This is a genomic window from Streptococcus sp. HJ1 (assembly GCF_052399005.1).
Taxonomy (GTDB): domain Bacteria; phylum Bacillota; class Bacilli; order Lactobacillales; family Streptococcaceae; genus Streptococcus.
In genome coordinates, this window is the sequence record NZ_CP199005.1 from 1,158,438 (window position 1) to 1,170,615 (window position 12,178).

The following is a 12,178-nucleotide window of genomic DNA, read 5'->3' on the forward strand; positions in this document are numbered from 1 at the left end:
TTTTCACTATCTATTCTATCATGAAAGAAAAAAATAGTAAACGCTTCCGACGTCTACTATTTCTTTTGTTCTTTTGTCTTTCTATCTCGCCTTATGATTAGGATGATAACGACAAGGAGTAAAATAACGATAATCAGGAGAAGAAAGGCAAGGATATAAATCCAATGCGTTGGTAGGCCTTGATCGAAATACCGCGTCCCTACTGCTTCCCCACTTTTATCCTGGGCTGCTTTTACTGGTGCATCCGTTATTTTAGCTAAGAGGATATGCCGTCCGTTGGTAATATTAAGGAAACAGGTGCTTAATAAAACAATCTTGTCCGTTGAGGTCAAGGAAACATCTCGCTTGTACTTGGCTTTACTTAGCAAATATTGATAGTAGGCCTGGTGTTCCTCATCGTTGGAACTCAAAGTTCGGTAAATCTCCGTGTCATAGGCATCTACTTCTAAAATTCCAAATATCTCAAGCCCTCGTTCACGGCCGTTATAATAGATAGAGCCATAACGATGCTTTTCAAAAAAATCTTGATCCGCAAATTTTTGAATCTCCCCAAACATAGCACCAGAAGCCATGGAGTGACCATAAATGATGGTGTTAAAGTCCGTAAAATTTGGGTTAAAACGATAGTCTAGGAATATAGAACCTGACACAGTATAATCGCCAAAGGCATTGCGGTCAAGGTATTTGACATTGTCCTGACTCTGTAAGAGAGGATAGTCTACCTTGGTCCCATCGAGGCTAATCCAACCACAAACATCCTTGTTGAGGTGTTGCAAGGTTTCAAAGCCCGTACTGCTGGCATCCTTTTCAATGGGATTATAATGATCGTAGTCGCTCGCAAGAGCTCTATCAGCTGTAAAAAGACAGAAAAAAGCTAGAAAGAGGGATAGAATGGCCTTTATGGCTTCGCGACTTGTACTTGTTTTCATATTTCCTTCTTTCTCCTTTCTAGCCTTGAAAATAAAAGAGCAAGAGAGGCTGTCCCTTTCTCTTTTATTGGTAGTTTAGTCAGTAATGGTATCTGCCCCTTCTTCCTTTGCTTCTCTTCTACGACGCAAGATCAAGTAGAGGATGATGAGCAAGAAGATCAATAGCAAGAGCAAGATAAATAAGATGATATACCATATCCACAAAGGAATCGATGAGAGAAATCGTCCGAGCGACGAATCATCAAAGACGCTGTAAGGAAATGGTTTTGATTTTTTCGTATGGAAGGTGTTCTTTGGAACCGTATCCGTAATCTTGGCAACTACGATATGTCTCCCATTTGTTACGTCTAGGAAACAGGTACTGAGAAGGATGATATGGTCATTTGGCCCCAGTGTAATGTCTCGTTTGTGAATGGCAACCGAGAGTAAGTGATCGATATATTCTTGGCGCCGATCATCCCCATTAATACCTGGATCGTAGATGTTAAAGTCATAGGCGTCCACCTCGAGCATTTCAAAGATTTCAAGACCTTTTTCAACGCCATTATAGTAAATACTGCCGTAGCGATGCTGGTCAAAAAATTCCTTATCAGAAAACTTTGCTACATCTCCAAACATAACCCCATTTTCTACATGGTGTCCGTAGATGATGGTATTAAAGTCTTCGAACTTGGATTCATTTCGAGCCTCAAGGAAAATAGCCCCTGTAGCTGCAAATTCTCCCTTGGAATCCTTGTTCAGGTATTTTTCATTGTCTTTGGCTTGAACTAAGGGATAGTCGATATTGGTGCCATAGACATTGATCCAACCGAGAACCTCTGGATTGACTTGCTGTAGCTTGTGAAAGCCAGAAAAACTAGCAAGCTCATCCTTCTCACTGGTACTAACAGGTCTATAGGCCTCATACTCACTTGATGAAGCCTGAGAATAAACCTGATTGGCATCCCAGAGGGCGTAGAAACCAAAGAGAAAGACTAAGGCTGTCAAGAGGAGCAAGATATGATTCATCAATGCATCTACAGCAAGTACCAGACGCCTAGACAAACTCCTTTTGGGTTTCTCACGCTTGATTTTCATCGGTCAAACCACTTGCTTAAGCTTGTCTGCGTTTTTTAGACAAAACAACAAATCCAGCCAAACCAAGACCAATCATCAAGATGAAAGGAAGGTTGTCAATCAAGAGACCAGTAGGGGTAACGTCTGGTAAGCTATTTGTGATAGTGTTATCGTTTGGTTTTTCACCGACTAAAATACTAGTTTGAGTAAAATCAGCTGAAGCTGTACCCGTTTGATTCCTTATAACTCCATTTTCATTATATGAGGCTGTTGCTTTATAACCTTGAGATCCTGATTCAACTAGTTTATAGCGAGTACCTGCAGGTAGATTGTCAAATACCAAAGATTGATCATGGTGAAGGGTAATTGTTTTTTCTTTCCCATTCTCAAATGTATAAGATGTGGAACCAACTTGTCCGACAAATGTACCTTGATCGTCTGTTGAAGCTTTTGTAAAAGTTAACTTAAAGGTAAAGTCTTTTGTTTTATCAGCCGAATCACCTTCTACCAATTTTTTGATTACTAAAGATTTTGCGCCTGGATTGAAATTTTCTGGTTTAGGTTTATTTGGTGTTGGTTCATTTGGATTTGTGATTTTACCCGCATTTTTCCTGTAAGTATTTACAAATAAATCATATTTATAAAGTTCGCCCTTCTCAGATGGTTTTACTTTAGCAGTAGAACTTGTAGACACTAGTTTGAAATATACAGATGAAATATAAACACCTGAGCTTTGCTTATTTTTTACAATAACGTGCATTTCATAGCTACGATTATCATATGTCATAGAATCAATTGGTACGCTATTTTTCAGAATTTGTGCCCAACCAACATTTTGAGTTTCTGCTACAGTATAAACATATTCTCCGGCGTGTGTGTAGGTTACGCTTTCGAAAATATTTCCAGTATCTTTCTTAATACTAGTTTGATTTGGTTGCAAAAGATCACTTTTAGAATAAACTACATTCTTTGCAGCTATTTTTCCATTTGAATCAGAAATCGTTTCATAAGGTGCACCATTTGATGATGTACCAGTTTTTGGGGTGAAAGTAAATGTAAAAGTTGCTTCAGGTGTTGTAATTCCTTCCGCAATATTCAACACCTTATTAATAGCTACTTTTGCACTTGTTTCACCATTTGCTTTGGCAGTTGCCACATCATTATCATCCGCAAATGTTGGAACTCCTCTAAAGACCGACAAGGCGGTTACAGCTGCAATACTTGCAGTAACTAATTTTTTCAAAAATGTTTTTTTCATGATTATTCCTTTTATTTTTAAATTTCTTTTTTCATAAACTGTCATCAAAAGCCCCGTCGCCTTAGGACTGTTACCACCTTGCCATGGGTATCCTGTATAGGAATGGTTCCAAAAGCACGACTATCTACAGCCGTTGTTCGATTGTCCCCGAGGACAAAGAGTTGTCCTGCTGGGACTTTCATTGGGAAGGTAGCCCCTTCCTTATAGAGCAGCGTTTCTTTGTAGATATCCTGCTCTTGTTGAGGAGAACCGTTGATGATGAGACCATTTTCGTTTATATCGATCGTACTTCCTTCGGTTGCTATGACACGCGCCACTCTTTCCTTGCCCTTATAACTATAGACGAGCAGGTCACCAATCGAATAACGTTTATCAAGCCTATAGTAGACAACCAAGTCGCCATCTTTTAAGGCTGGCTTCATGCCATCGTCATTGTATCTCAATAGTCCAAAGACAAAAAAGTAAAGGGTGGCCAGTACAAACCCAACCATCAGAAGCTTACTGACTAAGTAGAGGATATCTCCCCATACACTCGGCGGAGACTTATCCCGATTGACTTGTGTTACTGTTTTCTTATGTTTCTTTTTAAGTAGCATTATTTTCTCCTATGTACCACTAGATAGCCGAGTAGGATTGTAAAGAAGATACCTCCTAGAGGAAGGATTATTCCTAACATGAGTGTACTGCTGAGGAAGTCAACTCCGGTTTCAGGTACGCTATTCTTATTATTCGTGACTGTCGCGGACTTATCCCCATCTAGCTTGCCTTCTTGATTTTCATAAGATACCTGATATCCACGCGAAGAGTTTGATTCCTCTTCTACGGTATAGTGACTATCGAGTGGTAGCCCATAAATTTTTATGGTTTGATCTTTGTTGAGATCTATAGATGCTCGACCATTCGTAAATTGCAGAGGGGTTCTTTTATTATTTACCGTTGCAGTATAGGTTCCATTCAGTGGACTATTCTGAGCATCCCTAATGTTAATGGTAATCTTGAAGGATTTTAATAGGTTGGCAAATACACCCGTAACCTTTTTTGTAACTGATAAACTTGGAAGCTTGTGATTCGTGACAATACTGGTTTCGTCTTTATTCAGATCGCCCTCTTGATTCTCATATGTAACGTGGTAACCGTTCGTTGATGCCGCTTCTTCTTCAACCTTGTAATGGGTTCCATACGGAAGATATTTTAGAGATTTTTCGGCATTATGTGTTAATGGTATTTGTGCACGTCCATTAGTAACTTTGATATCACCAAAAGTACCATTTATAGGATTTCGTTCTTTATCAGTTAGCTCGATGTTAATATTAAAACTCTTATTCGATGTATCTTCAGGGACTAATATCTTTCTTATCGTCAAACTAGGTAATTGACGATAAAATACTTTAAAGGTTGGCGATTGGTCCGTTCCTTCTTTTTTTACTTCCTTAGTAAAACCGGGAACATCAGGAGCTATAAGATCATATTGATAACCCTTAGCTACTTTTTCAAAATGGGAAGTTTCACTTAGTTCACCTGCTTTTACTCCAACACTAGTTTTCCTATATTCATTCTTGTCAGTTCCGCCACTCTTGCTCTTTTGAATTAATTTAAAATCTAAAGCCTTAGGTTGATTAGCTGTTACTGTGCTACTTCCATTAACACCTTCCCACTTAACTTCCACTGGAACCGTTAATGGATCTGAAGGCTTGAAGGTTGGTTTGTCAGAGTAATCTTTGATCTTGGTTTGAGAGGTGCCTATTCCATAAGAATATGTGACACTAGCTCCTTTATTGGAGTAGAGTTTATTAACATCGGATCCCTCAGCATCCCCAGCCTCTAATTTTTTATCACCAGCGATAGCATCTAGAGCTTCTTGACTAGATGCAACTTTAAATTTTAGTACATATCTAGCGCCATCTTCCAAGGAATAATTAGGAGAAAAATTAGCCGTAACCTCCACTAATCCTTCTGAGCTTGTCTTGGTTTCAAAAGTTACTTGCTCGTTGCTTAATGTTTCACTGCTACCATCTTTCTCTTTAACGACACGAAAATCTGAAGATCCATTAGGTAATAACTGAACATACTTAGAAAGAACATCCTTGATGGTCACATGGTGGACCCCCAGAGGTAAAATCTTATCTGTGATATCTTTAAAACTGTCTCGTAACTGGTCTTCATTATTTGCGGATAGGATTTCATTAGGAATAGAAGAATTGTGGTACCTGATATAATACTGCAAACTGGTAATACTATCGACATTATTTGAATAACGAAACTTAATAGAGTAAAAGCCATCTAGTTTTGGAGCGAGACTATAGGCGAGATTATTGATAGATACATCTAAATTATTCCAGAACCAATCTGGAGCCGTTTCTGATCCATCTTGATTATTATAGTTATAAACTGTATAACCACTGTCGTTGTAATACATATTGGCAAAACCATCTGATAGAACAATAACAACCTTCTTGGCATTTGGTCTTGCACTATCTATCAATTGATTAGCAATACGAATACCCGCGCTAATATTGGTTCCTGTACCGATTCCTGATTCAGTCCCTATTGATTGACCACCAGCAATTCTCATATTACTGACTGCAGTCTTTGAACCACTAGCATCGTTATTCCAATTTAAAATTGTTTCCGCATCATCCCATGGGGATACACCATCATAAAATGCTGTTCTCTCTTCATACGGCCAATACCGATACCCCCACTCCCATTTTCGGTAGTAGGAATTCCATGCTTGTTCCGCAAACTTATTATCAATCTTTCCACCAAAACCTACCATGGATAACCGATTATTTGAATTGGATAAAATCGTATCAATTAATCCCTGACGATTTCGAGTTCCTTTAAGGGTATTTTTTAAAGCATCCAATCTTGTAATTGTTCGGCCAATAGAAGAAGGAACATCTCTCTTGTTCATACTTCCTGAGAGGTCTGCTACTAAAACAACATCCAAGGGATCCGTTTGAGTCTCCGTTCCCAGTTTGGATGTGATATCCAATGACAACTCATACTTGTCATCCTGTCCTGATATCGGAGTAATTGTCTTGTGAAGAGTTGTCTGAGGTTCTGTAGTAGAATCTGCATTTAACAGATTTATAGGAGCACACAAAAAGAGAATAGCTAACAGTATAACTAAACGGCGCTCAATAATTTGAACTTTCTTAAAATCGAAGCGAATGTTCATTTTATTCTCCTTAATTATTTTGCTTTTAAATCTATTGTTATATCAATCTAAACATTTGCAAGACAATTGTACAATAAAGTTCACGCAGTGTCAATTAATATGATTAATTTTATATTATGTTAATTAATAAAAGAGTATGATTCTTCTTTGTCTTTCAAACTATTCTATGGTAAAATGAAAAAAGAATAAAAAAATCTCATAAAATATCAATGCATATATTTTATTCTAGAATATCCAAAATTTCATTTAAAAGTCTATTGAATTTGAATTATTATATTTTTTCAAAATTCATGAAATTTTCAGAATAAGGTTTTTTCCGAAGTTTGCATTCTATTTTATGATTGTTAAAGGAGTTTTTATGACTTATCCGAACCTTTTAGATCGTTTCTTGACCTACGTTAAGGTCAATACGCGTTCTGATGAACACTCTACTACTACTCCAAGTACGCAAAGCCAGGTAGATTTTGCGACCAATGTTCTTATTCCTGAAATGAAACGTGTCGGTCTACAAAACGTCTACTACCTTCCAAATGGTTTTGCTATTGGAACCTTACCAGCTAATGATCCAAGCTTGACACGCAAGATTGGCTTCATCTCCCACATGGATACAGCTGATTTTAATGCTGAGGGAGTTAATCCGCAAGTCATTGAAAATTACGATGGTGGAGTTATCGACTTGGGTGATTCTGGATTTAAACTCGATCCTGCTGATTTCAAGAGCCTTGAGAAATATCCAGGCCAAACGCTTATCACAACTGATGGCACGACCTTGCTGGGTGCTGATGACAAGTCAGGGATTGCTGAAATTATGACTGCTATTGAATATCTGACTGCTCATCCCGAAATCAAACACTGTGAGATTCGAGTTGGTTTTGGACCAGATGAAGAAATCGGTGTTGGAGCTAACAAATTTGATGCTGAAGACTTTAACGTTGACTTTGCTTATACTGTTGATGGTGGTCCGCTAGGTGAGCTTCAGTATGAAACTTTCTCAGCAGCTGGTGCTGAATTGCATTTCCAAGGGCGCAATGTTCACCCTGGTACTGCTAAAGGACAGATGGTCAATGCCCTTCAGCTAGCGATTGATTTTCATAATCAACTTCCAGAGAATGACCGACCTGAATTGACAGATGGTTATCAAGGTTTCTATCATCTTATGGATGTGACAGGTAGTGTCGAGGAGGCGCGTGCAAGCTACATCATCCGTGACTTTGAAAAAGATGCCTTTGAAGCTCGTAAAGCAGCTATGCAAGCCATCGCTGACAAGATGAATCAAGAGCTTGGGAATAATCGCGTGACCTTAACTCTGACAGACCAGTACTACAATATGAAGGAAGTCATTGAGAAAGACATGACTCCTGTTACCATTGCCAAAGCCGTAATGGAGGATCTGGGAATCACGCCAATTATCGAACCAATTCGTGGTGGAACAGATGGGTCTAAGATTTCCTTTATGGGGATCCCAACTCCTAATATCTTTGCTGGTGGTGAAAACATGCATGGACGTTTTGAATACGTCAGCCTTCAGACTATGGAGCGTGCGGTGGATACCATCATTGGCATTGTATCTTATAAAGACTAAAAAAGACGAGGTAGCTTAGCTACTTCGCCTTTCTTTTTATTCTACTGGTTTTTCTTGATTTTCAGTGCTTGTTGTAGATTCTGTTGTTTCCTTTTCTGAAGTTGATTCAGATGGTTTAGAATCTGTTGCATTACTCGGTTTGTTTTCGTCGCTGGCAGTTTCGCTGTTAGATTCTGCAGTTGCTGATGTTTCAGTTTCAGTACTTGTCTTACCACTATTTGCTTCAGCATTTCTTGCTGGGGTTGCTTCTTCACCGACGCTTGATTTTGACTTGATTTCTTGATTTAATACCAGAATAGCTTTTGTCAATTCAAGTAAAGCGGCTTTATCTTTACTCTTAGCAGATAGCTGATCTAGTAGAGCATCAACCTTATCAAAGTCTGCATCAGAACCCTTATTATTTTCTAAATATGAGTGAAGCGACATGAGAATATCGTAGAGTTTTTGATAGAGAACAAGTGTCTGAGGATCTTGCTCTGCATTTTCCTTCTCTTGTTTAAGGGCGCTAGCGATACGAGCCAAGACGTCTTTCACCTGACTATTTACTTCATCCAAGTCTGCATCAGCCTTGTTTGTGGCAGCTTTGAGATTTTCTACTTCTTCTGCCAAGGATTGTTTGATGCCTTCTTCTTGGATTTGTTCCAAGAGTTGATTTGCCTTGCTCAGGAGACTCTCTACTTGTTCCTTGCTAACATGGTTGACATGTTCCTCAGGCATAAAGTCTCCATACAATTCTTTCAAGAAGCCATAAATAGCTGTTTTGGCACTTTGATTATCGACTTTTTCAGTATCTAGAACTGTTTGCGTTGATTTTGCAGTAGTTGGTTGAGCTTTCAAAGCTTCTTCCACTTCTTGTTTTGCCTGATAGATGCTTGGGAATAATTTGTTCAATTCTGCTGCCTTAAGGAAGGATTGAGATTGATACAAGGTCCAAGTCAACTGAGCTACTTTATTTCGCAGTTCATCACTCAAACGACCATCATTTACGTGTTCGTAGAAATACTTGATGTATTCTACAGTTGTAACACCTGTTCGATCATTAAAGTCTTGTAAGGCTTGAAGTTGTGATTCAACCGCTGCTAAACCAGCCTCATCTTTAGCTAATTTAGCTTCTTGAAGTTGAACGAGAAGCTCTTTCTTAGGAAGACCATAAGAGTCTGTATCTAGTGTATTGATTTTATCAATCAAGGCCTGATATTTCTTATCTAGAGCGCTTGTTTCAACAGGTTTGATACTTTCATCAATATGGATATATTGCTTATCAAAAAGATCAAGTGTTGCAAGATAACCTGCCGTAGAGTTGGTTGCTAGTTTCTTCATATCTTCAGTAAACTGACCTAAAGCTAATTCAATCTGTCTTTGTGCGATAGGCTTGTCTTTGTAAATATTTCTGCTATATTCTAAAAGTTGATCCACTTTAGATAGAACAGTTTGTTCATCAAAAGCCCCAGGTTGATAGGTCGATTGTAGGGCCGGAATCTTATTTTTCAAAGCTACTTCATAGCCCTTGGTTTGAACCTTGATGTAGTGATTGTGGTCTCCGTGAGGAATCACAAAACTACCATTTTCTACTTGCAAACTATAAGGAGACACCCCATCACGTAGTGCAGTCGTATAAAGTTCATTTAGGAAATCCAATTCTGGATTTCCAGTTTGGAGAGGAATACGAACATGTTCTTTTCGAACGGCATAGGGATGGATATGGGTTGGATCATAAGCTTGATCCGGATTTCCAAAGACAAAGAATCCATTTGAAATGCGAATGGCTTCTAGCGGTACACCGTAGGTCTTAGCAATATACTCCATTTTTTCTTTGTCACTGGCCTCTCTAGAAAATGCTTCTACATCTTTTGCAAGAGGTTTAACAGACTCAGTTTTTTGACTGTTTAAATGTTCTTGAGCAGCTTTAATCTGATCTTTTGTTAAATCTTTTTTAAAGAAATAGTGGTTGTGATCTCCATGAGAAACGACAAATCCTTTATCATCTTCACTTATCACTCGATCTGCTGCAAAGCCATGATCGTGTTCTTCCTCATGATGGTTTCCATGGTTATCATGATGGTGTTCTTCTGGTTTACTAATGTGGTTATCTGGGCTAGTTTCTGAATGTTTATTTCCGTACAAGTGATCTTGTGCTGCCTTGATTTGCTCAGGTGTCAAATCTTTCTTAAAGAAGTAATGATTGTGATCACCATGACTCATGACAAAACCTTCTGAATCTTCACTTATAATTCTATTTGCATCAAAACCATGATCGTGTTCCTCTTCTTCATGGTGAACATGTGGTAACGGATTATTTGGTGTAGAATTAGAAGGACTTTCTAAGCTTGGAGTGTTAGATTGTGCTTGATGATTGTTAAGAGATGATTTAGGGATATAGTGATAGTGGTCCCCATGTCGTATGATATAAGCATCGCCAGTATCTCTGACAATATCATTAGGGTTAAAGACATAACCATCATCTGCTGCAGAAACACCATTATTCGGTGTCAGTGACAAGGGTTGACTGAGAGCTGAACTATTGCCAGATAAATAAGCCTTTGCGGCAGCTAATTCACCCGCCGACAGATCACTCTTAGGAATATAATGGAAGTGTCCTCCGTGGGGAACGATATAAGCATCTCCTGTATCTTCAATGATATCAGAAGCGTTAAAAACATAACCGTCATCAGTTGTATAACGTCCTTGAGCTCTAGCTACCACAACTTCCTTAGAATCATTTTTTTGATCAGATGTATGCCCTTGTTTTTGTTTTTCAATTTGTTCTTTGGTACGAATATTTTCAGCTTGACTAGCATTTTTTAGGTAGACATAATATTTTCCATCAACTTTGATGATGTAACCACCTTTAATTTCGTTAACGATGTGTTCATCACGCAATTGATAACTTGGATCTTTCATGACTAGTTCTTCACTAAAAATCGCGTCAAAAGGAACTTTACCATTGTAATAATGGAAATGATCACCATGTGAAGTCACATAACCTTGATCGTTAATTTTCACAACAATTTGTTCAGCCTGAATATCTTCTTTTTTGCTAACTTGGTCTGGTGTCTGGGTCTCTGTTTTTTTAGTGTCTTGCTTCCCATCAACATAAGACACACGGTTATTATCTTTGTTTCCTTCTACCTGGTGTTGGTTCAATGCATAGATGCAAAGGCTTAGGGAAAGGACAAGAGCCGATCCTGCTACAAGGTATTTCTTCTTCATTTTTATCATCTCCTCATTTTAATTCTTCTGCAAGAACATTCATATTTTCTTCTAGATTTTCTAAGTAAGTTTTGTCATTTTCAGGATCTGCTTCTAAAGGATTGAGGGTCTTTAGGCTAACTCCTGTTGATTTGACCAAAGTCTCAGCGACTTTAGAAGAAGCATTGCTCTCAGTAAAGATGGTTTTAACCTTATAGGTCTTAACGAATTCCTGAATTTCTGTTAGTTGTCTCGGACTTGGTTCTTGTTCAGGGGAAATCCCTGCTATACCAAGTTGTTTCAAACCAAAGCGTTTAGCGAGATAAGAAAAGGCTGTGTGTTGTGTAACAAAGGTCTTTTGACTCGCTTTTTCAAAAATAGGCTGGTACTTCTTAGTCAATTCTTGGGCTTTAGCGATAAAGTTTTTAGCATTCTTTTGATACGTTTCCTTATTAGCACTATCAATCTCCGAAAGTTTGTCAGCGATAATCTGAGCTTCTTCACCTGCTTTTTCTGGATCTAACCAAGTGTGAGGGTCGTAGAGTGTTTTTTCATCGATGCCGTCACCAGCTTCTACATCTTCCAAACCTGGTACACGCTCCAACATCATTCCTTCAGAAGCTTCTAAAACTTTAACTTTTGAGTTTTTCAAGTTAGGATCTAGACTTCCCGCCCAAGATTCGAGCGTATGAGAGTGATAGACAAAGACATCCGCATCATAAATGGCAGCAATGTCATTTGCTGACGGTTCAAAGGAGTGAATTCCACTACTTGACTGAATCATCCGTACATCATTCAAGTCCCCCGATACCTCTTTGACCATGGCGTAGATAGGGTAAAAACTTGTGACAATCTTCATCCCTTTTGCTTCTTGTTTTTCTTTTTGACTACATGCTCCTAAGACAAGAGCCAATAAACTGGCCATCAATAATAGGATCGTTCTTTTTTTCATCATTACTCCTTAACTAGTATTTAACCATTTA

Annotated in this window: 8 protein-coding genes; 1 reads left to right on the plus strand and 7 read right to left on the minus strand. The window is 38.5% G+C overall.

Annotated features, from left to right (window positions below):
* Nucleotides 1-56: 56 nt before the first annotated feature.
* The 5 genes from srtB (ACT17O_RS05980) to pitA all read right to left on the minus strand — a co-directional run bounded on the left by srtB (ACT17O_RS05980) (nucleotide 57) and on the right by pitA (nucleotide 6,424).
* On the minus strand, nucleotides 57-929 hold the full coding sequence (srtB, locus tag ACT17O_RS05980) for a class B sortase (protein WP_049477724.1): 873 nt from the start codon (nucleotides 927-929) through the stop codon (nucleotides 57-59).
* A 75-nt stretch (nucleotides 930-1,004) separates the two neighbouring features.
* Entirely contained in the window at nucleotides 1,005-2,006 is a 1,002-nt protein-coding gene (gene srtB, locus ACT17O_RS05985) for a class B sortase (RefSeq protein WP_000695090.1), read from the minus strand.
* A 16-nt stretch (nucleotides 2,007-2,022) separates the two neighbouring features.
* Nucleotides 2,023-3,288, minus strand: coding sequence for a DUF7601 domain-containing protein (locus tag ACT17O_RS05990; protein WP_025171805.1), 1,266 nt, complete (start codon nucleotides 3,286-3,288; stop codon nucleotides 2,023-2,025).
* Nucleotides 3,288-3,839 (minus strand): PI-2 pilus system signal peptidase SipA, encoded by a 552-nt coding sequence (gene sipA, locus ACT17O_RS05995; RefSeq protein ID WP_000924790.1) that lies wholly within the window; start codon nucleotides 3,837-3,839, stop codon nucleotides 3,288-3,290. The genes ACT17O_RS05990 and sipA overlap by 1 nt, the downstream gene beginning before the upstream one ends.
* A complete protein-coding gene (gene pitA / locus ACT17O_RS06000) occupies nucleotides 3,839-6,424 on the minus strand; it encodes a PI-2 pilus tip adhesin PitA (protein WP_444817232.1) in 2,586 nt (861 codons plus the stop codon). The genes sipA and pitA overlap by 1 nt, the downstream gene beginning before the upstream one ends.
* A 358-nt stretch (nucleotides 6,425-6,782) precedes the next feature.
* Between pitA and pepT the strand changes: the two genes are divergently transcribed.
* Entirely contained in the window at nucleotides 6,783-8,006 is a 1,224-nt protein-coding gene (gene pepT / locus ACT17O_RS06005) for a peptidase T (RefSeq protein WP_071850955.1), read from the plus strand.
* A 36-nt stretch (nucleotides 8,007-8,042) separates the two neighbouring features.
* Here pepT and ACT17O_RS06010 read toward each other — a convergent pair whose 3' ends face one another.
* Both ACT17O_RS06010 and ACT17O_RS06015 read right to left on the minus strand, forming a co-directional pair.
* Nucleotides 8,043-11,222 (minus strand): pneumococcal-type histidine triad protein, encoded by a 3,180-nt coding sequence (locus tag ACT17O_RS06010; RefSeq protein ID WP_444817863.1) that lies wholly within the window; start codon nucleotides 11,220-11,222, stop codon nucleotides 8,043-8,045.
* A gap of 7 nt (nucleotides 11,223-11,229) precedes the next feature.
* On the minus strand, nucleotides 11,230-12,147 hold the full coding sequence (locus tag ACT17O_RS06015; RefSeq protein ID WP_268717040.1) for a metal ABC transporter solute-binding protein, Zn/Mn family: 918 nt from the start codon (nucleotides 12,145-12,147) through the stop codon (nucleotides 11,230-11,232).
* Nucleotides 12,148-12,178 lie beyond the last annotated feature (31 nt).